Source organism: Pedobacter mendelii, assembly GCF_014635725.1.
In the GTDB taxonomy this organism is placed as follows: Bacteria; Bacteroidota; Bacteroidia; order Sphingobacteriales; family Sphingobacteriaceae; genus Pedobacter; species Pedobacter mendelii.
Map to the genome: position 1 here is coordinate 1 of NZ_BMDJ01000018.1, position 19,329 is coordinate 19,329.

23 protein-coding genes are annotated in these 19,329 nt (G+C 36.3%); 4 read left to right on the forward strand and 19 right to left on the reverse strand.

Annotation, left to right across the window (positions count from 1 at the left end; all coding sequences use genetic code 11):
* The 15 genes from IEV50_RS19110 to IEV50_RS19175 form a co-directional block, all read right to left on the reverse strand.
* Nucleotides 1-250 (reverse strand): hypothetical protein (locus IEV50_RS19110; RefSeq protein WP_188417465.1); only part of this gene is annotated, 250 nt, incomplete at its 3' end.
* 44 nt (nt 251-294) lie between these two features.
* Nucleotides 295-900 (reverse strand): nucleotide-binding protein, encoded by a 606-nt coding sequence (locus IEV50_RS19115; protein ID WP_123206521.1) that lies wholly within the window; start codon nt 898-900, stop codon nt 295-297.
* A gap of 704 nt (nt 901-1,604) precedes the next feature.
* On the reverse strand, nt 1,605-2,729 hold the full coding sequence (locus IEV50_RS19120; protein ID WP_123206520.1) for a replication initiation protein: 1,125 nt from the start codon (nt 2,727-2,729) through the stop codon (nt 1,605-1,607).
* A gap of 225 nt (nt 2,730-2,954) precedes the next feature.
* Nucleotides 2,955-3,305 carry a hypothetical protein gene (locus tag IEV50_RS19125; RefSeq protein ID WP_188417467.1) on the reverse strand — a complete coding sequence of 117 codons (351 nt, stop codon included), beginning with the start codon at nt 3,303-3,305 and terminating at the stop codon, nt 2,955-2,957.
* Between the two features lie 281 nt (nt 3,306-3,586).
* On the reverse strand, nt 3,587-3,955 hold the full coding sequence (locus IEV50_RS19130; RefSeq protein ID WP_188417469.1) for a response regulator: 369 nt from the start codon (nt 3,953-3,955) through the stop codon (nt 3,587-3,589).
* Between the two features lie 7 nt (nt 3,956-3,962).
* The gene (locus IEV50_RS19135) at nt 3,963-7,181 is read right to left on the reverse strand and encodes a chemotaxis protein CheB (RefSeq protein WP_188417471.1); all 3,219 of its coding nucleotides are present in this window, start codon (nt 7,179-7,181) and stop codon (nt 3,963-3,965) included.
* A 131-nt stretch (nt 7,182-7,312) separates the two neighbouring features.
* Nucleotides 7,313-7,888: a recombinase family protein gene (locus tag IEV50_RS19140; RefSeq protein ID WP_188417473.1), complete on the reverse strand. Its 576-nt coding sequence runs from the start codon at nt 7,886-7,888 to the stop codon at nt 7,313-7,315.
* A 202-nt stretch (nt 7,889-8,090) separates the two neighbouring features.
* The gene (locus IEV50_RS19145; RefSeq protein WP_188417475.1) at nt 8,091-8,684 is read right to left on the reverse strand and encodes a DUF6624 domain-containing protein; all 594 of its coding nucleotides are present in this window, start codon (nt 8,682-8,684) and stop codon (nt 8,091-8,093) included.
* Between the two features lie 468 nt (nt 8,685-9,152).
* Nucleotides 9,153-11,822 carry a peptidase associated/transthyretin-like domain-containing protein gene (locus IEV50_RS19150; protein ID WP_148042809.1) on the reverse strand — a complete coding sequence of 890 codons (2,670 nt, stop codon included), beginning with the start codon at nt 11,820-11,822 and terminating at the stop codon, nt 9,153-9,155.
* Nucleotides 11,823-11,826: 4 nt separating this feature from the next.
* Nucleotides 11,827-12,588, reverse strand: a complete 762-nt coding sequence (locus tag IEV50_RS19155; RefSeq protein ID WP_123206534.1) for a GLPGLI family protein — start codon at nt 12,586-12,588, stop codon at nt 11,827-11,829.
* Between the two features lie 125 nt (nt 12,589-12,713).
* Nucleotides 12,714-12,938, reverse strand: a complete 225-nt coding sequence (locus IEV50_RS19160) for a hypothetical protein (RefSeq protein ID WP_123206533.1) — start codon at nt 12,936-12,938, stop codon at nt 12,714-12,716.
* A 428-nt stretch (nt 12,939-13,366) separates the two neighbouring features.
* Nucleotides 13,367-13,567 carry a transposase gene (locus IEV50_RS20015; RefSeq protein WP_208646853.1) on the reverse strand — a complete coding sequence of 67 codons (201 nt, stop codon included), beginning with the start codon at nt 13,565-13,567 and terminating at the stop codon, nt 13,367-13,369.
* A 149-nt stretch (nt 13,568-13,716) separates the two neighbouring features.
* Complete coding sequence (locus tag IEV50_RS19165) at nt 13,717-13,956, reverse strand: hypothetical protein (protein WP_148042808.1); 240 nt, start codon at nt 13,954-13,956, stop codon at nt 13,717-13,719.
* Nucleotides 13,957-14,310: 354 nt separating this feature from the next.
* Entirely contained in the window at nt 14,311-15,873 is a 1,563-nt protein-coding gene (locus tag IEV50_RS19170) for a relaxase/mobilization nuclease domain-containing protein (RefSeq protein WP_123206531.1), read from the reverse strand.
* Nucleotides 15,854-16,144: a plasmid mobilization protein gene (locus IEV50_RS19175; protein WP_167459505.1), complete on the reverse strand. Its 291-nt coding sequence runs from the start codon at nt 16,142-16,144 to the stop codon at nt 15,854-15,856. Before IEV50_RS19175 ends, IEV50_RS19170 begins: the two co-directional genes overlap by 20 nt.
* 357 nt (nt 16,145-16,501) lie before the next feature.
* Between IEV50_RS19175 and IEV50_RS19180 the strand changes: the two genes are divergently transcribed.
* Together IEV50_RS19180 and IEV50_RS19990 are read left to right on the forward strand one after the other, a co-directional pair.
* Complete coding sequence (locus IEV50_RS19180) at nt 16,502-16,729, forward strand: DUF7695 domain-containing protein (protein ID WP_123206529.1); 228 nt, start codon at nt 16,502-16,504, stop codon at nt 16,727-16,729.
* 105 nt (nt 16,730-16,834) lie between these two features.
* Nucleotides 16,835-17,095: a HigA family addiction module antitoxin gene (locus tag IEV50_RS19990; protein ID WP_167459504.1), complete on the forward strand. Its 261-nt coding sequence runs from the start codon at nt 16,835-16,837 to the stop codon at nt 17,093-17,095.
* Here the strand turns inward: IEV50_RS19990 and IEV50_RS19190 are convergent.
* From IEV50_RS19190 to IEV50_RS19200, 3 genes are all read right to left on the reverse strand, one after another.
* On the reverse strand, nt 17,076-17,345 hold the full coding sequence (locus tag IEV50_RS19190; protein ID WP_188417477.1) for a DUF6922 domain-containing protein: 270 nt from the start codon (nt 17,343-17,345) through the stop codon (nt 17,076-17,078). The genes IEV50_RS19990 and IEV50_RS19190 overlap by 20 nt on opposite strands.
* Nucleotides 17,346-17,456: 111 nt before the next feature.
* Nucleotides 17,457-17,789, reverse strand: a complete 333-nt coding sequence (locus IEV50_RS19195; protein WP_229746811.1) for a type II toxin-antitoxin system PemK/MazF family toxin — start codon at nt 17,787-17,789, stop codon at nt 17,457-17,459.
* Nucleotides 17,777-18,025 (reverse strand): AbrB/MazE/SpoVT family DNA-binding domain-containing protein, encoded by a 249-nt coding sequence (locus IEV50_RS19200; protein WP_123206526.1) that lies wholly within the window; start codon nt 18,023-18,025, stop codon nt 17,777-17,779. Before IEV50_RS19200 ends, IEV50_RS19195 begins: the two co-directional genes overlap by 13 nt.
* A 299-nt stretch (nt 18,026-18,324) precedes the next feature.
* Here IEV50_RS19200 and IEV50_RS19205 point away from each other — a divergent pair, with 299 nt between their 5' ends.
* Both IEV50_RS19205 and IEV50_RS19210 read left to right on the forward strand, forming a co-directional pair.
* Nucleotides 18,325-18,579, forward strand: coding sequence for a type II toxin-antitoxin system prevent-host-death family antitoxin (locus IEV50_RS19205; protein WP_123206525.1), 255 nt, complete (start codon nt 18,325-18,327; stop codon nt 18,577-18,579).
* On the forward strand, nt 18,576-18,851 hold the full coding sequence (locus tag IEV50_RS19210; protein ID WP_123206524.1) for a Txe/YoeB family addiction module toxin: 276 nt from the start codon (nt 18,576-18,578) through the stop codon (nt 18,849-18,851). The genes IEV50_RS19205 and IEV50_RS19210 overlap by 4 nt, the downstream gene beginning before the upstream one ends.
* 52 nt (nt 18,852-18,903) lie before the next feature.
* Here the strand turns inward: IEV50_RS19210 and IEV50_RS19215 are convergent, their stop codons facing one another.
* Nucleotides 18,904-19,152: a hypothetical protein gene (locus IEV50_RS19215; RefSeq protein ID WP_148042807.1), complete on the reverse strand. Its 249-nt coding sequence runs from the start codon at nt 19,150-19,152 to the stop codon at nt 18,904-18,906.
* Nucleotides 19,153-19,329 lie beyond the last annotated feature (177 nt).

Below are 19,329 nucleotides of genomic sequence, written 5' to 3' on the forward strand. Positions count from 1 at the left end.
GTCCGTTTACTTCTGACAGGTATTTATCCAAGGCTATAATGGCAATATCTTTTTGTGTAAGTTCTTTTTCTACTCCAAAGGATTTCATTCTTTTAAGTAGTTTTTTAGGTATCCAAACATTTAGCTGCCCTTCGGGTTCTTTCTCTTCTCTCTTGCTCTTAACTGGATTTACTTCCTGAATGGGTGTTTTTGGTTCCTCTTTTTTTAAACGGTTGGCCAAGTTTCCTAATTTGTTTTTATAATCAGACATTATTTTTTAGATTTATGTAAATACAAAAATACATATTTATGTAATTATACACTGATTGAATTAACAACTTCTTCTGCAAGGGCAGTTATTTCTTCTTTAGCCTTACTGTCTTCCCCATTCAATACCCCGCCAGTGATCGGCGACCGGGTGAAGCTTACCCTGTCGTGTATAACAGTAGCTAATAATGGCACCTCAAATGTTTTTAAAAGTTCCTGTACTTCGGCGGTTACTCCTGACCGGTGCTTAATCATATTTAATACAATGCCGGCTTTTAATTCCTGGTGCCTGGTTTGTGCTTCTCTTACCAGGGCTACTGTAGAGCGTATGGCCATTACGTCAAAAAAACCTGCCTTTGTGGGTATCAGTACATAGTCAGAAATAAGGAAAAGTTCCGGTAGTCGGTTTGAAAGATAAGGGGGCGTATCAATAATGATCAGCTGATGAGGCAAGTCCCGGATGGTCTCAAAATTATCTTCCTGTATAATGGAAAGCTCCGGCAAATCTTCTTTCAGGTCGGCAATGCTTCCCTGCAGGTCGGTATCTACCAAGGCAACGGTTAGCTGATCCTGAAAACAGATAGCCAGGTTAAGGGCAAGAGTACTTTTGCCTACCCCTCCTTTTTGATGCGCTATAGTAATGATTTTTCCCATATGCAAATATACATAATTTTGTAATTCATTAATTACATATTTATGCACTTATGTAATTACATATTTTATTGCTTCTAATACTAGAAATCCGTATTTTTTTACCTGCTATGGTGGACGTATTAACTAACGTTTTTATGCTGTAACAAATCCCGTGTCATCCCGAAAGCTGCACAATTGCGACTAATTTTGAACTTTTTTCAGCTATTAATAGGGGGTGGTCGAAGCTTATTTAAACAGGTATCCTATGGGTAATTACTTATCTATGGTGGACATATTTAACGAATTTCCCATCAATAGCTACCTATAATTGCGACCAATTCTGAACTTTATAAATGCCCGTTTAGCTGGTATATGAAAAACTGCGACCAATTCTGAACTTTTTGGCGGCCGCGCACCCTTTAAAAATTGTTTTTGATCTCCCTTTTTCAATTTTTTATTCAATTCACCTGCCATTATGGCACTTCACAGTCAACAAATATCTTAAAGGCCTTTTTTTTATTGCTTGATTAATCATTTGTCTATCATTTGATTAATTGTAGGGCTCCATAACTAATAGATAATCAAATTTTTACAAAGGCTTAAAGCGACCAATTCTGAACATTTTTGCGACCAATTCTGAACTTTCATGCGACCAATTCTGAACTTTGGTGCGACCAATTCCCAACTCCTGAAATTTGTCTGCGACCAATTCTGAACTTTTTCCGCTACTTTATCCAATCGTTTGATAAAAGAGACTGTAAGGCGTACGCCTTTTTATCTTTTACCGGTTGGGCTGATTTATAACTTTCCTCGATACGCTCCGAAACCTTTAATATCTTCATGATGATCACATCAGAGGATATGTCCTCATTGTCCAGGATGTGAGCGAGCTTCTGCAGATCGCTATCTTTAAAAGCAAAATGTACGCTTAACAGGTTCACAATGGATGCCCGCTGTTTGAGCATGGTTTCCTTAAATTCAGGCGTAATGATCTTGAAGTTTAAATAAAGCTCTTTTTGCCCTTCTGAATTTCTTTCCATCGTTTTAAAGCCGTCCACGTCGCAATTAAACCAACAGTCCGCTTTCTCAAATAGATCCGCCTGGGCTGGCATCAGTACTTTCTTTTTAAAATCGCTGTATTTGCTGTACGCATCCGGCTTGATGGCCAGCAGGTGCCTAAATTCTTTATAGGACATCCTGAACCCGCCCTTGCTCTTCCAGGAGGATATGAGTTGATAGATCCTGATCGTATAACTTGAATTGGCACTAAGGGCAACTTCAAGCATGTAGCGGGTATACTGTTCAGCTCCTTTTTTTCCCTTGGGGATTTGTATCAGGTATTCGGCGATGCTTCTTTCAATTTTTATGCTGATCACCGATTTATAATCGGCCTCGTCGGGGATTAAGGCAGTGATCAGGGATGTACTTATATGGTAGCCCTTTCCCTTATCGTCCTTTAACGGGATCTTGACGTTTATTTCGGAGATTTGGGAAATGGCCTCTTTTATTGGCGTATAAGCCCTCGGGTCTTTGGTAATATCCCTTAGGGACAGGTCGAATTTTATGGATTGTTCAAACTGGTTAAATAAGCTCAATTGCTTGAAATCCCCGCTGTTCATGTCCAATTTTACCGCTTCCTGCAAATTGAGCATAATAGCGGAAAACGCTTTGAGCTGCGTAAGGGAAAAGCCGTCAAAGATGGTAAACGTAACCCGGTTAGGCTGGATAACATAGGTCTGCAGTTCAGGCAGCACAACTACTTTCCTGGTCTTTGCAGTAAGTTTTGTTGTTTTTTTTACCGACACTAATGCTTTAGTTTCCTCCTTGGGCAGCTTCGGAATTTCCATCATTTCTTAATTAAAGTTGTTCATAATACCTTCAATCCCAAATATAGGGGTTTAGATTATTTATTGAATTACATATTTATGTAATTACAAATATACATAAACATACTTAATTGCAGCCAATGTTAATAACTTGCTTTTTTACATCTCCAAAAAGCTTAGGTAAAGACCACCAAAGAAAAATAAAGCGCCTGAAGCTCTTAGCTAACCATTTTAGGCTAACAGATCATTTTATGCTGCTATATTGCTAGAAGCTAAAGGCCAACTATGGTTAATTAATCTTCTAATAGTCGCAAGGTGGGCAAACAACACCAGTGGAACAATAAATGCTGGCAGCCAGCTGAAGGGGAAATTTAAGATGGTAACATTTGGCTGATCAAACCCAAATTGCTGAAATGGAGATGATGCGGAAAGCACGGCATTAACTACAATATTAAGCAGCAGCCCAAGGCAGATAAAGGTCCATACCAATAAGGAAGAGCCTTTCTTATCTTTTGATTGGCCTGTACCAGCTTTACGGCAAAAAGAGAAATCTTTGCTTCTGAGACAATTCTTATTGTGCCCGGTCATTATATCCTCCATTATTCCACCATTTAATGATAGGATCTGAATTTATTAATGCCAATTAATGTTGTTTTAAAAAGTTATTGAATTGATATCAATTATCTTAGGGGAAAATCATTTTGGGGTGATTCCCCTTTCTAACCTATTTAGAAAGCTTTGTAAATTATATGGCTCTAAAGATTGAATTCCCTTAGATTAGATGTAAATACCAAACAGCCAGCATAAAATTAGAAGCCATTTCTTATTCCAGTTAGCAGTCATATTGCAATCTTATGCTCAACATTGCTTAATTCAACAGCTTATGGTGCTTTAAGGCTTAAAATTTTTATTAGCTCGTCTAATCTGTCCAGATCAAAGGGTTTAGCAAGGTAAGCATCTGCACCGGCTTCTTCCGCAATGGCCTTAATGTCATAATGCGCACTAAAATATATAACAGGGATATGTCTTAGGTCGATCTGCTGTTTTATAGTTTTAACGGCAAAAACACCGCCATGCTCTGGTATATTATTGTCCATCATGATAATTTTAGGCTGGTAAGCCCTTATTTGAAAAACCGCGTCACGGCATTGACTAAAATTAATAACCTCCCAACCCTTTTCGCCCATTATAAGTTTCATAATGTCGATGATACTTTCGTCGTCATCAAAAATTAGTATCCGTTTCACCATTTCCATCTTAATTTTTAAAATAGATCTTAAATGTGCTTCCTTTATCTATTTCACTTTCAACTTCAATCTTACCGCCCGATGCGTTAATAATTTTCTTAACTAAAAAAAGTCCCACACCCTGGCCTTCAATATCATCATTAATCCGCTTATACATTTTAAACACAAAATCAAGCCTCTCTTTTTTAATTCCCATTCCGTTATCTTTTACCGTTAGGATTATGAATCCATCCGCTTTTTCTGTTGTTATTGAGATTTCAGGTGACCTGTCCGGAGAATGAAACTTTATAGCATTCGTCGTCAGGTTTAACAAGATGCTTCTTAAATTCTTTTTGGAGAACCGTACGTCCTTCACCTTGAAATCTGTGGTGATTTTCGCATCAGCGAGTTTAGTTCTTTCCGATATAGATTCTTCAATCTCTTTAAATATAACCTCAAAGCTTTCCAGGTTTGCTTCTTCCATTGTTTCAGCTTCCAGAGCACCTACTTTGCCCATTTCTTTAATAACTTCTTTAAAATTAGTTAAACTCGTATTCATCATTTCAGATAAAGTCGATAGGTCTGGATTGGAAAGATCTATTTTCCTGTTTAGTATACTCATCAACGATTCAATGTTTAAGAGTGGCGCGTTTAGGTCATGTGAAGCGCCATATACAAAGTTGTTCAGGTCGTCGTTTATTCTGCGGAGACTTTCATTTCTGATATTTAACTCTTTTAACAGTTTTTTCAATTCTGTTATGTCATAGAAGCTAACAATTGCACCATTTGCCTTTTTGCTATTCTTTTTAAGGTAAGGCATGGTCATTACCTGATAAACCTTACCATTTGTGGCTTCTGCTTCTCTAGTTATCGTATGTTCATTAAGTATAACATCCTTGATATCGCCAATTAATGTTTCAAATTTAATATTGGTCGTAATTTCACTTAAGGGGCGTCCAATATCATTTTCCCTTATATTGATATGCTTAACGGCTCCGGGTGAATACCTTCTAAGTAATAAATCCTTATCAACAAATAATTGCCCGTTGATATTGCTCCTAAAATAATTGTTTAAATCATCATTCAGATCGGTTAATTCGTCAATAGTGAGTTGGTGAGTTTTGTTAATGGTTTGAAGTTCTTCATTAACGGACTGTAATTCTTCGTTCGTACTTTGCATTTCTTCATTAGCAGACTGCATTTCCTCGTTAGCAGATTGCAGCTCTTCATTATACGACTGTGTGTTTTCATTTGAAGTCTCGATGCGCTCTTGCGCTACCGAAAGAAGTTGCTTTAATTCTGCATTCTCCTGTTCCAGGCTGATTACATGTTCGTTAGTTACCTCAATGATATCGCTGGTATTGATTATGTTATTTTCAGAGGCATTAGTTTTATTTTCCGTAAAATCAATGAACAATAATCTTTCAGATTTTTCACTATAAAAAGGACTGATATTGATCGTTATTGTTCTAACTTTTGATTTTTGTCCATTCCGCAGAGTCAATTTATTCAATATTATCTTTTCATTTAGCTTTAAAGCTTTATGGGCGGCCGCTTTAAAAACAATAGAAATACCTTCTGGCAACAAATCGTTCAGATCATGATTGAAGTTAATGTTCTTCAAATAAAGGCTGGTATCCCCAAACGATTGAATTACCGTTAAATTTTCATCAGTGCAAACGCCGACAAAACCTAAAGCCACAAGCACACCAGAGCTGATCTTGTCAGTAAGGGCGGATTTGGAAACTGGTGTTAGGATATTGTTACTAACTTCCAATCTTGTCGTTTTTATACCTTCTATTAAATGGGAAGAAAAGTTGTCAAACTTAACCGTGCGGCCAATCTTGTTACTTTTCAGTATATTCCATTTGACGTTGATTGTATCAAAATCATCTTTTATTATCGCGGCATTTTCACTTGGCCCCAAAAACAAATAGCCGCCTTGTTTAAGGCCGAAGTGCATTAGGGAAAACACTTTCTTTTGGAGTGTCGTATTTAGATAAATCAGTAAGTTTCGACAACTGATGAGGTCTATGTTGCAATAAGGCGGGTTTTTAACGAGGTCATGCTGTGCAAAAATTAGCATTTTCCTGATTTCGTGTTTCACTTTATAAGTATTGCCCTCCCTCGTGAAAAATTGTTTCAAACGGTCATCTGACACAGATTTTTCTATATCGTCAGGGTAAATGCCTTTAGATGCTGTGTCCAAAGCTGCCTTGTTGATATCCGTTGCAAAAATCTTTACTTCAATACTTTTGGGATGACGAATTAAATATTCTTGAACTAAAATTGCCATTGTATAGGCCTCTTCGCCTGTTGCACACCCCGCTACCCATATCTTTAAAACATCTGTCTCATTCTCAATAATGCCTGGTATAACTGTTTCTTCGATGATCTTAAATGCTTCAGCATCTCGGAAAAAGGCAGTTACGCTGATTAAAAAATCATTGGCCAGCAATTTTACTTCTGTGCTATTGTCCTTTAAAAAATCATAGTACTTGTTGACCTTGCTAAAATTATGCTCAACCATCCGCCTTTTAATCCTTCTGATAATGGTTGGTCGCTTATATTCTGAAAAATCAAGCGGTAAGTTGCCTTTGATCAAATCAAATATTTTTGCAAGCTCCGCTTCGCTGATATATTCTTGCTTATCGTCTGTAAGTAACTCCAGTGTTCCGTCTTTTACGTAATCCTCGATAATTTGAGGCATTGCCTCCGGAGACAGGATCATATCTGCACAATCCGTTGCAATTGCCGCCAACGGCATCCCATTGTACCCCGCGGTATTAGGGTCTTGGACAAGAGCGATGCCCCCTACCTTTTTTATCGCCTCGATACCTTTCGAACCATCGCTGCCCGTGCCGGACAATATGATCCCTATGGCTTTATTGCCGCGCTCCTTTGCAAGAGATGTGAAAAAATAATCAATGGTTAGGTATGGCCGGGGCTGATCTTTTTTATCTGACAATAACAGCCTGCCGTTCTCCACAACCATAAATTTAGAACTTGGAATAAGGTAAACCGTATTAGGCTTTATTGGGACGTTTTCAACCGCCTCTATAACTTTTAACTTGCTGTGTGGCGCAAGGATTTTAGCCATCTGGCTTTTAAAGTCAGATGAAAGGTGTTGTATGATAATATAAGACACCGCATCAAGCGGGGTATAATCAAAAAACGCGGAAATAGCTTCTAATCCTCCTGCCGATGCTCCAATAGCTATAATATACTGTTTATCACTGATTTTAGCCATAACCTGTAAATGAAAATATGATGGATCTTAATCAAATATAGTCTTAATAAGTTCTTAGCAATTAAGCTTGCCCAAATCAATTGCAATAAGGTGGTCAGTATGCTATTATTGTTCCCGTTTTTTAAGATCGGTTAAACCTTAATATCTTTTACAAATTTAATGTATCGGTAGCACGTGGCAATTGGTATCTGTAGCCTTTTAGATATTTCCAGAATTGAATATTTTCCAGTTTCATGAAGATCCAAAGCAGTCATTGCCAACTGAAGCTTTTCTGGCGATAAGCCTGAAGGGCGGCCTCCCTTTTTACCTCTAGCTCTTGCTGCAACGAGCCCCGCTTTAGTACGTTCCCGGATAATTTCCCTTTCAAACTCTGCTAATGAAGCAAAAATATTAAATGTAAATCTTCCTGTAGCTGTTGTAGTATCAATGTGATCATGTAGGCTAACGAAATTAACTCCTTTTTCATTGAACACAGCAACCAGATCTACCAGGTCACGAAGAGAACGTCCAAGACGATCCATTTTCCAAACGACTACCTGATCACCCTTACGAAGAGTCGCCAAAAGATTTTTTAGTTCGGGTCTGTCTGTATTCTTGCCTGAAATCTTTTCCTGGTATATTGTCGTGCATCCATAATCTGTCAGCGCATTGAATTGAAGATCTAAATTTTGGTCTGCAGTACTTACTCTTGCGTAGCCTATTTTCATGTTATTATTATTATCAAAAACTCATTATCAAAAATATAAAAATCATTTTGATTAATGGAATGGGTTTATGAGAATCGGCAAAAAGAGAAAAGATATTTTAAGGTTAATTAGGATGGCTTTAATTTGTTTGATAGCCTGCCTTTTTGATCCAAATAGATTATTAAAAAACGAGGGAATATTGGTAGACATACACTACGAATTCCTAATTTCTATCGAAGATCTTTAAATACTCGTTCAAAGGCGTAAGACCGACAGCCTTCCGACGTTTATCTACATTGATTGAGTCCTGGACAGGCAGGGGCTTTGCTGTTTTGGTAGTGGGATTGTACCGAACCTGAGTACCGTAAAGTTGCTTTTTATTTGTGCTGAGTAGAACTCGGTCTTGCAAATACGCGAAGTCTTTTCCAGACGCATTTTTTAATTTAACTTGTTTACTCATAAGTAGCAGAACCTGCTGCTGAAATTTAACGTCATCATCACAATGCTGAACAATCGTCCAAAATCGGTTGCTTCCGCTTTCACCAACTAAATCATAGCCTGGATATCCATATTTATTAATGATTGATTTCGCATCGATTATATTCAAGCTATCTGTTTTCCTCCAATTATAATCTATGGTGGCTTTATCGTAGGCGGAGGTTTTGCCGTTGTCAATATTTTCTGATTCTTTCCGCCATTTCTGATCTTTTATAGCCATTAACGTGATCTTTTTTTGAAGTTCAGTATTAATTCTTGGTTGTGAAAGCACAGGAAAACTAAGAAAGCATAAGGCTAAAAAAATTATAATCAACTTCATAGTGTTGTTTTTTAGTGGTAGTGATTGCCGGCTCCTATAAACTACAAATTTAGTTAATTAATTACTAGGTTTCGCTGATGTGCTAATATTAAATTTGGCAATACTAAAAAACGGTGAATTTTTGAATAAGACTAAAGACTTTCATTGAATGTTATTCGTCTCAAAAAACGAAGGTTTAATTCTAACGTCTTCAGACGTGGCATTAAGTGGTCCTTTAGCTATTTTAAGCATGTCATTTATATTAGTTAATGGTTATAAGGTAAAGTGGGGACTAAAATATAACTTAGAATTAATGGTGATTTCCCAGTCTTAAACTGGCTTTAAATGTATGTTTTTATCTAGAAAATAGGCAGAAGTAGTCATAGAAGGGACTAAAATATAACTTTTTATTACCATTTACTTTGCCAAGCTAAATACACTATTCTACACGGCAATATTGATAGAAAACTTTAATTCTGCATGGTAAGTCTACTTAATATTCATTGAAATATTGAAAGTGATATAGCGGCCCAATATTGTTGATGAATTAGTAATTGAAGAAATTTCGTTAATATTACGAGTTGAAAAAGCCTTGATATTTGCTAGATTCTTACCCTGGATACTGTATTTAAAATTGCCTTTGTCGGGGTTGTATTGAATTTCAGTATCAACGAGATTATACATTGCTTTATTCATATTATACAAATTATATAAGAGCACATTATAAAAGTTCTTGCTTATTTTGTAGTGGTAATCGAAAGTATATTTATAAGCATTATTCGAAGCTGCAAAATTATTCTCTCCAGTTGTTCTATTTAATAAAATTTCCACTCCTGCACCAAAATTAATCGGCCATTTAAAACCGGTGTTAAATTTAACATTTATTAAGTTAGTTAATGAATAATATTGTGGTGTAGCATTACCCAATTGCAGGTAATAATTTGATAAAGATAGTGAGTAAGTTGTAGTAAGATTGAGCGCAAGAGCAGGAAAAAATTTTTTTGAATTAATACTCGAAATAATATTTTTAAGGCCCTTGAAAGGCTGTTTGGTAGAGTAATTTAATGTGTTTTCAAACGAACTGGTGTAAAGGAATCCATATTTACTGTAGCTACCGATTAACGAGGCATTGATGTTAAAAAAGCTGTTCAAAAAGTCATTATATCCATAATTTAAGCTAACCGTATGAGTGTTAAAATTATAGAATCTACTCAGTCCACTATTGAAATTTCTAATATCCGTTAAAATGAAACTGGTATAATAATCTAATGGATTAGGAACATTATTCTTAAACTTATAGTTAAAGGATATATTTTGTACCTGGTCGGGTTTATACTGAATATTCAAATTAGGCTCTAAAAAAAAATACGAACTATCTCTACCCATACTTTTTAAGCTTTGTAAGCTCGCCCTTAAGAGGCCTATTATTTTGAAAGTTTCATCTTCAGTGGTAATTATATATTTTGAGCTTAAATAGGTCTGATTAAATATGAAAGTATTATCGTTTGTGAAATTGGGACTTAATGATAGCCCCTTTTTTTCATTATTCAAATCAGACTGCAGACCAAAATGTGTTAACTCATTTCCAATATTTATATGCAAGAAGTTTCGATTTATCTTTTTTAATCCTTCCAGTTCAAACTTAACATTTACCGTCTTATTATTCACCAGTTGGGTTAAAGATGTTTGTCCATCAAATAAGGGTTCCTTTGCATACAAAGAAGAAGAAACATTATATTCCTGGTTTACTTGATTCATATTAACCCGGCCAGTGGCAAGTAAAGCAGTATTTTTATCAACTTTATAAGTGTATTTTATTTGTCCTGAAAGGGTTTTGTCGCGGTCATTTTGCCGTTGAAAAACGCTATCACCCGTTGTATTGTTAAATACTGTGAATGCCTGACTATCGAAAGTTTCAGGTTCACTTCTAATTGTAAATTTAATATTTAAGTGACCATTATCTCTTACAAAATAATCTGTACCCATCTCTATGTTTAGCTTATTAAGCTTTAAAGCCCTATCATCATAAGTGTCAGTCTGTACTTCATTAGGCGGAAAGTAACGTTCTTTTACTTCGGTCAACCCAAATTGTTTATTCCAACCATAATATATAGAATAGTTTATTTTTAGCTTTTTGGATAATCTAGTTATTGCGGAAGTACTTCCTTGAAGATTTCTATTTGGTGTGTAAAGCATATTATCAAAAGGATTGTAAGTGTCCAGATTATGCTTTATTATCTGATTAGGGTTGAATAACTGGCGGTTATCATCGCTTAAACTTAATATATCACCTTCTAGATCATTATTTAAATTGCTGTATTTACCAAAACTAAAAGCCTTAGTGTTGTTCAACAAGCTTATCAGATTGGTAGAAACCATTGCTCTGTCATTAGTGCCGGCAGCTGCATCAATACTTCCTACAGTCTTAAGTGCCTTTTTATCCCGAAGCTTTAGATTTAATACTACATCGTCACTATTGATAATGCCTTTCAATAAGTTGTCCTCTATATAATGTTCCAGGGCTTGAACTTCTTCCACAAACTCAGGCTTGAGGTTTTTTGTAATGGTCTTATATTTTTCACCCGTTAAATCATCATTTTCCAATAGAACCTTACTTACTTTTCTCCCTTTAAAAAATAATGTTCCGTCTTTGACAACTTCAATGCCGGGCATTTTTTTTAAAACACTTTCCAAGCTTCGATCGTCAGGACTGGTAAATTGTTTTACGGCATATTTTGTGGTGTCATTATCAACTTGCACAGCAGAAGGTGCTTTAACATATAACTCGTCAAGTTGCTTACTATTCTCTGTGAGTACAAAATCTTTATTAAAAATGTTTTTTTCAAGTAATAAACTTCGCTCTATTTTGACCGTATCGTTTTTAAATCCAATATAAGAAGCGATAAGAATTAATTTTTCTGAATGCTCTAGCGAGCCACCAATTTCATAGCGTCCAATATCATCGGTTATCCCATAAAAAAGTAAATCGCCGTCAACGGCATTCTTTAATTGGATTGTTGCAGAAGGCAAACTGATGCTACCTGATCTAACGGTACCATTGATTTTAATGTTTTGAGCAAAAGATGTATTTAAGCAAATACTAATTATAAACGACAGAAAAGCAGCTTTTACATCCAAATTGAAAAGGCGTATAAACAAAATTTTAAAATTTTTCCATTTCAGCTGGAAGTGTTATCGATACAGTGCCATAACTGCCATCCTTTCCCGAAGTGGTAACTTTTGAAAGCTTAGCGAAGGCTTCAAGTTTCTTTTTGTAAAGAATCATATATTCTTTATACGTTATTGCCTTATCATTTGCATAAACGCTTGGAATGGCGACGGTTTTAGGGTCGAATTTTGCTTTTAAATCAATTCCAGTCAGTTGATAACTGAACATATTCTGATCATCCGCTACTTTGATAATTAAGCCAGGTAAGCCGCAAAATTTCCATGGGCCATTTTGCAATGCAATATCTTCAGTATACCAGGCAACATAATTTCGCCCTCTGAATTTAGTTGTAGCTTTAACGCAGTTGTAATTGGCGATCTTACTTTTTTCCTTGGTTATTTTCCACTTAAAATTAAGTAAAGTATCAGCTGTTAAGTAACCGGTTTTTCCAACTAATCCCCTAAAGTATAAGCTTTTTTTTGCAAAATTTTTGTAAATAAAATCCGTCTTTTTGTTCTTGAATACCAGATATCCTTTCGATTCATCATTGTCTTGATTCAAATCTTCAGCACGTTTATCTACGTTAAATTCAACAGAGCCTTTGTCCGTAAAAAAAACAACTTTGTCCATCTCACGTCTACCCATTTTTTCATCATTGCTAGTTAGCTTATAGGTAAGCTTACCTTTCATCTGAGCATATACACTAATATTTAGGAGACTGAAAAAAAATGCAATAAGCAGGGTATTAAATTTCATAGGATTATTTCTGTAAAATTACTGGTAGCTAAAGTATAAAAGAATCTTTTTATAATGACTGTTTGGTTTAAATAAAAAGTGCATTACCATATTTATAGTAATGCACTTCTGAAAAGAAAAAATACTTAAAAAGCTTGGTTGTATATATCTATAGCAGTACCTTTTGCAGCAGCCATCGCATTCGCGCATGTCGAGGCGGTAACTTCGGTAGCAATTAAGTATTCTTTGCCACCATCAAACACGGTTAAATAATAATGCGCAGTACATTGGCTGTTAGTTTTAGCAATTGTTCCGGCAAAAGTGGCAATATTCATCATTGCCAATGCACTAAGTAATAGTACTTTTTTCATAATAAGGGAGTTTTAAATTTAAATTGAATATGTTTGTTTTTGCTATTAAGGATTCCTGTAAATGATAATACTAATATAAAAACTATATTAATTCTTTTTCTTTCCCTTCCAGCTAAAACAACAAATCCGGGACAGAATGGTAAAAAATCAGGACACAAAGCTACAAATGCAGGATACAACTTAAGAAATCAATAAATAAGATTGGCGTATAGCTTATAAAATCTTGTGGATAGGTTAGTTTCCATCTAATGAACCGAATTTTAAATTACTAACTCCTCCTATTATTCCTTGAGAATGCTCAAACGTTAGCAAACTCACCATTCCAGGGTATCCCTAAATAATTTTTATCAAAAACAGCAAAACTTATTTGATTGGATAAACCAGAATGGAGCAATGCTCTACCAATTTTCGGTCAGAAGTTAGGTTCTCTAGGTAAGCAGTAGCTTAAAAAAGACTACTGGATCAATCGATGGGTTGCCGGTCTTGCCATAAAGTTCTTTTGTGTCTTTGTATAAAAAGCTAAGATCAAGCGTTTCGCGTAGTTTGCGGTACAGGTTTTCCTTTGGAACCCGGCTTGATAACTGGAAGCTGGTGAACAGCTTTTCGGTATAGTCCTTTCTGCCTTGCATGCCTTTAATTTACGAATTTCAGTAAACTTATGAAAGCAAAAAATGATATTTATTGGAGTTGTGCAACAGCCACGGTCGTTTTCTAAGAATAGAACTAGTGAATGTCCAACAGCAAAAAAAAGAAATACTGTCAAAAACACCAAGCTAGTCTAGTTCTGGTCTTTTTTGCTTTGGTTCAGGTTCTTTTCCTGTATTTCCTCTAATTTGACCAATAAAGCCACCTGTTCTTTTGGTAATTGGGCAGTAAGAGAGGGAAAAGAAGTCTTTACGATCTCTTCCAGTTTAGCGTATAATGGGCTGGCATACTCGGCCTGATCAAGAAGATTAATAAAATCCTCTAGGGAAACAAATATGCCTCCATCAGCATAAGGTTTTGTGTATTTTTTCATACTATGAGTTTTTTCCTGCTTCGCAGGCATGTAGTTTTTAGGGGAATGCTAATCCAAATATTGTCTTCACCGTAATTGCTTAAGCGTGGCGAAGCACGCAGGCGCCTTTTTAAGGGCGGTTTTTTCTTGTCGTTTATCATTTCATCTTTTTTGCTGTCCTTTCGGCAAATAAATGATAGAAATACTTTTAGCGAAGTATTTATAGATAAAAACCACAATGAAAAAACAAATTCAAAAACCGCAAAAAGAAAAAATTACAATTAAAGATGTACTAAACTGGGTTATGCCTATAGTTGCTGCTTTGCTTACTTTATTAAAAACATATTTAGAATAGTCTATTCATAATATTGAACGCTATCTCCTTAATCCCCTTTTTTGACTCTGTTCCTGCTCGTTTTTATTCGAAAACATTTCTTTTAATTGCAGCTGCCGTTTATACTCATATTCTCTGTTTTCAAATTTTGAAGTAAGGGTAAGGTCTCGGCTTCCCATTCCACGTACCTGAGGCTTGAATTCGGGCTTAACAGCATCCTTTTTCTCCCTCTGTAATTTATAATTCGCATTTTCCTTTTCTTTGCCGCGACCTGTTAATTTGTCCAATACCGTGATTTTTTTAGGCTCCTGCTGCATCAGCTCATGATATCGCTTTTCGCTGTCCTTAAACCACGCAAACTGCTCTTTTACATCTTTTATAGGTCGTTCAAAAGTGGCTTTTTTAATGCTTGTTTTCATTTGTCCATTTGAATAAATAAATCGGTCTGTTCCCTCTTTGAAACCATGCTTTTCCATAATGGCAGAAACTTTTACATCAATATTTCCTTTTTCCAATTCCTTTTTAATCTCCTCCATAGCACTTTCTACCCGAGGGTTATAATCCTTAATAAAGTCATGCTCTTTCTTTTCCTCCGGGGTGGGCTGTAATCCCTCTTTTTTTACCTCTGCTGAAGGGGTCTCAATGTCTAGAATTTCAAAATTTTCTTTGCTCGGGATATCTGCTTTGAAAATGTTCTTATCCTTTTGCTTTTCCATATCCTCCGCTAACACAGGTTTAGCGCGTTGTGGGGCGACATTTTTTAATTGTTCATTATTAGCATTGTTTTCCTCTAGCACCTTGCTTAAATCGCTCCATTTGTAGTTTATAGCAGACCCTTTTACAGAAATGTTGTCTTTTCTGAAGCTGATGCCGGATATCCCATTCTTATTCTCGGAAAATTGAATGTCAACACCTCTTTTTTCTAGTTCTGATTTCAATTTTTCAGGGCTATCGATCTCTTTTTTAGATAGCACTTTTTTCAACTGGTCGCGGATTTCGGTTTTCCGCTCCATAATCTTAGGGTTTTTGTCTCGTATTGGCTTATTCTCTTTTTGCTTTTTGTTTATCTGTTTTTCTTTTGCTGTAGCATATCTAAATCCATTTATTTGGCTTTGATCATACATAACTGTTCTCCCTTGTGTTGGCCTGAGCCCCTGCTCTTGCTCAACTTTATCGCAAGCAACCTGCAGGCGGTCTTTAATTCGGTGATCATTGAGCAGCTCCCCGTCCATTCCTACCCGGTTGGCTACGACATGGTAATGATCATGTGCTTTGTCTTTGTGTTGCACCACCACATACTGGTGGTTGTCCTTTTCAATTCCGATATCTTTCAAAATACTGTCAATGGCCTGCTCCGCTTGTGCCTTGCTTAATTTTTCATCCGGATGAAAATTAATCTGCACATGCAGCACTGGTTTTAAAGCAGTCTTCCGGTCATCGGCCACCTCCCGCATTTGCTTTCCCATTTCCTTGCTCGAGCCGTAAACCTGGTTCAGCTCGAGAACTTTTGCACGTGTCTCTTCAGGATACTTTTTAGCTTCCTGCAGGGCGTAGGATATCGCCTTGGAAAATCCGTTTCCGGTGTTAGCGTTTGCGGTAGGCATAGCGTATTTTTTCTATAAGTTCTCTCAAAGTACTGGTCACTTCTGACGGAATAATGCCGGTGGCGTTGGCATGCCTGGTGAGTTGGTTCAGGTTATTGGCAATTCCGTTCAGCGTCTTTTTTTCTTCCCCTTCGATCTTAATGATGCTGCCACTAAGCAGCATCTTCCGGGCATACTCGCTTACCGAAGTGCCTGCTTCGGTGGCCTTGTCCTGGATGATTTTTTTATCCGTTGGGGACACCCTAAGGATAATATTGGTTTCTTTTTCCATCTTCAAAAACTTGTTTTTGATTAAAGACCGTTGACAATAGCGAAGCGCTTTGTCCTGGGCTTTGAACCCAAAAAAGTAGCGCAGCGTTAAGCTTTTTTGCGAGGGATGGCGATGGATATAATGTAGTGAAACGAAATGTATATACATCTGCCCCCCCTCGCTTCTTTACGATCGCTAAGATATTTATTATAAAACCCCGTCCAAGGGTTTTATAATAAATATCTCCGGCTTTCTCAAAATCAGCCCAACAAGGGATGCATTTTGTAAAGCCGGGACCGAAATGAAAAGCCCAGGCATAGGGCTTTTTGTTGAAGGTCAACTGAAATAATATATACGGATATTTGTATATTCGTATATATGGAGATATTAATCGGTAAGCCTGATTTGGAATCAAATCAGGCGGCGTGTTTTAACTGCGGAAATGTACTGACAAGTAATGGCCAGTATGATATGGTGGTATGCTCATGTGGTGCCATGGCTGTAGATGGTGGAGACAATTTAAGGATTATAGAAATTAAGGAAAATCCCGCCCGCACTAGTGGCTTATCACCTTCGGCTGATGCTGCATTTACGATTAAATTTTAACCATTTTTGAAATACATAAATCCAGAATGTATCAAACAAAATTAGCATGATAATAGAAAGGAAAATGAAATTATATCATCCAGGTGAACTATTAAAAATAGAAATTTGGATCTTACAAGAGCATCCGAATTGTTAGGTGTTAGTCGATCAGCGTTATCCAATATATTGAATGGTAGAAGAGATATTACTCCTGATCTTGCCTTAACAATAGAATCTGTATTTGGTGGAACTACCTCGCTTTGGCTCCCTTTACAATCATCTTATGATACTCGTAATTATAGAGTAATCAATGTTCTCAGTTCCCTTGCCTGCCTGTCTGTTTATTGGTGTAGCATTTTAGTTCTTTCTATGGAATTTCAAAAATAACATGAACGAAGTTCATATCTATGCCATTAAGGTAAAGGATGAGCTTTATTTTTTCCCGTACACCTTCGTATCCATAGAGATTTAAAATAGTAAGCCAATCATCTATATCTCCTCTCTGCACAACTCGTTCAACAACAATTTGACTAGTTCTAAAATAATCAAAACTATCCTGATCTACCTCCCAGAGTAAGTGATTCTTTACTTTGGTATGTTTTTCTGGGTCGATGTCGGATAGATCAAAGTAGTTCATGGATAATTATATGATATGCTTAATTTAACCTTTTTATCGGTAATCATATATGCCATATTAATTTTTTGACAGATATTTATCGGTCTTTTGACCTACGTTTAAGAAAAAAAATTAATCGATTAACATCTTATGTAAGGCATCCTTTAAAAGCCCTATTTCACTTTTAGATAGTTTCCCTATTTTTGATCCGATACGAGCTCTGTCTATTACTTTAATTTGATCAGTAGCGATAGAGCCTTGCTTATTGGAAATAACGCAGGATATGCGCCAAGGATAGGTTTTAACGGTAGATGTAATGGGGATAATGATCAGGGTTCGCAGAAATTCATTCATTTCATCAGGGCTTACTACTACGCATGGCCTTGTTTTCGCCATTTCGCTTCCCTGAGTAGGGTCTAAAGAAATCCAAAAGACCTCATATTGCTTGATTTTTACCATGTCCATTCATCGTTTTCAAATTCATTTGGAAAATCGGTTAGAAGAAGATTATCATCGCCGGCAGCATTCATCATTTGTGCAGCCTCTGCCCACCCTTGGCGTGGTTCAGGTTTAATGACAATACTTCCATTACTAATTTCGAGCTCTACAGTAGATCTATTACTTAGCTTTAATTGCCTTAAAAGCATTGAGGGAAGTATGATTCCCTGGCTGTTGCCAATATTTATGATGTTTGTTTTCATGTTATAACTTTTTTTGAATAAAACGCTAATATAAGCATATATGTTATAACATCCGCCCGCAACCTCCTCTTTTTACTCTCCCTCCTTTTGTTTTTGTTTGAACGACCACTTCTTTTCTTTCTTTCCTTAAATGCTTTATAAAGCCTTCCACCAGAATCAGGTGGTAAATATCAGCGGTATATCCAATCTCATTGAGATATATGTGAAGGGTGTAAGGACTATTGGCTACTTTAAATTGCTATTATAAAGAAAAAAAGCTATATTTGTACCAAATTGGTACGCGTTAAATATTTAAGATTATGTTGGTAGTCAGTAGCAGAGAGTTTCGAGAAAAACAGGCAGAATATATGGACAGAGTAGATAATGGAGAGCAAGTTATCGTACAACGGGGCAAAAATAAGGCGTATTCCATTACCCCAGTAACAGAAGATGACCTTTATTTTACACCGGAAATGCTGGCCAGGATAGACTTATCCATTCAACAAGGTAAAGAAGGAAAAACAACCACAGTAAGAGGAAAAGAAGGACTAAAACAATTTTTAGGTTCTTTATGAGCTATGAGCTTGACTTTACTACAACCGCAATTGAGGACATTTTAATTCTTAAAAAGAGCGATAAACTTGCCTATAAAAAACTGGAAAAACTTCTCTTGGAATTAACCGAACATCCAAAAACGGAAACGGGAAAGCCTCAACTTAAAAAATATAATCTTTCCGGATTTTATTCAAGAAGGATTAGCCATAAACACCGTTTGATCTATCAGATCATAGAAGAAAAGGTAACTGTCCTGGTATTAACTGCACAAGGCCACTATGGGGACAAATAGATTTATGTAAATACATAAATCTAAATTTACATAAAAACCTATTATTTTAAGTTTACAAATCCCTTAGCTTTTTTACGCTCCCATCTTCCGGGCTTACGGATACCAGTTCTTTTTCACAGGTCTTGTACTCGCGTATAATCATACCATCCTCTAAACAGACTTCATTTCTATAGGAGATAGGTAAATTATTATCCCAAGCCTGTTTTCTTGCAGCCTCAGCGATTGGTTTAGCTTTGGCCTGTATTTCTTCCTCAGTCATTTCGAAGGCTTCATAATCCTGTGTGTAGGCGTTAATCGCCATGTTCATCAATGAAAACGACCAATTCTCAACTTTTATTTGATTGATTATACTGTCCGTTTACTTCTGACAGGTATTTATCCAAGGCTATAATGGCAATATCTTTTTGTGTAAGTTCTTTTTCTACTCCAAAGGATTTCATTCTTTTAAGTAGTTTTTTAGGTATCCAAACATTTAGCT

Coding starts and splice junctions, on each gene's coding strand:
- IEV50_RS19115 (WP_123206521.1), bottom strand. CDS start 900: ATGGGAAAAATCATTACTATAGCGCATCAAAAAGGAGGGGTAGGCAAA.
- IEV50_RS19120 (WP_123206520.1), bottom strand. CDS start 2,729: ATGATGGAAATTCCGAAGCTGCCCAAGGAGGAAACTAAAGCATTAGTG.
- IEV50_RS19125 (WP_188417467.1), bottom strand. CDS start 3,305: ATGGAGGATATAATGACCGGGCACAATAAGAATTGTCTCAGAAGCAAA.
- IEV50_RS19130 (WP_188417469.1), bottom strand. CDS start 3,955: ATGGTGAAACGGATACTAATTTTTGATGACGACGAAAGTATCATCGAC.
- IEV50_RS19135 (WP_188417471.1), bottom strand. CDS start 7,181: ATGGCTAAAATCAGTGATAAACAGTATATTATAGCTATTGGAGCATCG.
- IEV50_RS19140 (WP_188417473.1), bottom strand. CDS start 7,888: ATGAAAATAGGCTACGCAAGAGTAAGTACTGCAGACCAAAATTTAGAT.
- IEV50_RS19145 (WP_188417475.1), bottom strand. CDS start 8,684: ATGAAGTTGATTATAATTTTTTTAGCCTTATGCTTTCTTAGTTTTCCT.
- IEV50_RS19155 (WP_123206534.1), bottom strand. CDS start 12,588: ATGAAATTTAATACCCTGCTTATTGCATTTTTTTTCAGTCTCCTAAAT.
- IEV50_RS19160 (WP_123206533.1), bottom strand. CDS start 12,938: ATGAAAAAAGTACTATTACTTAGTGCATTGGCAATGATGAATATTGCC.
- IEV50_RS20015 (WP_208646853.1), bottom strand. CDS start 13,567: ATGCAAGGCAGAAAGGACTATACCGAAAAGCTGTTCACCAGCTTCCAG.
- IEV50_RS19165 (WP_148042808.1), bottom strand. CDS start 13,956: ATGAAAAAATACACAAAACCTTATGCTGATGGAGGCATATTTGTTTCC.
- IEV50_RS19170 (WP_123206531.1), bottom strand. CDS start 15,873: ATGCCTACCGCAAACGCTAACACCGGAAACGGATTTTCCAAGGCGATA.
- IEV50_RS19175 (WP_167459505.1), bottom strand. CDS start 16,144: ATGGAAAAAGAAACCAATATTATCCTTAGGGTGTCCCCAACGGATAAA.
- IEV50_RS19180 (WP_123206529.1), top strand. CDS start 16,502: ATGGAGATATTAATCGGTAAGCCTGATTTGGAATCAAATCAGGCGGCG.
- IEV50_RS19190 (WP_188417477.1), bottom strand. CDS start 17,345: ATGAACTACTTTGATCTATCCGACATCGACCCAGAAAAACATACCAAA.
- IEV50_RS19195 (WP_229746811.1), bottom strand. CDS start 17,789: ATGGACATGGTAAAAATCAAGCAATATGAGGTCTTTTGGATTTCTTTA.
- IEV50_RS19200 (WP_123206526.1), bottom strand. CDS start 18,025: ATGAAAACAAACATCATAAATATTGGCAACAGCCAGGGAATCATACTT.
- IEV50_RS19205 (WP_123206525.1), top strand. CDS start 18,325: ATGTTGGTAGTCAGTAGCAGAGAGTTTCGAGAAAAACAGGCAGAATAT.
- IEV50_RS19210 (WP_123206524.1), top strand. CDS start 18,576: ATGAGCTATGAGCTTGACTTTACTACAACCGCAATTGAGGACATTTTA.
- IEV50_RS19215 (WP_148042807.1), bottom strand. CDS start 19,152: ATGGCGATTAACGCCTACACACAGGATTATGAAGCCTTCGAAATGACT.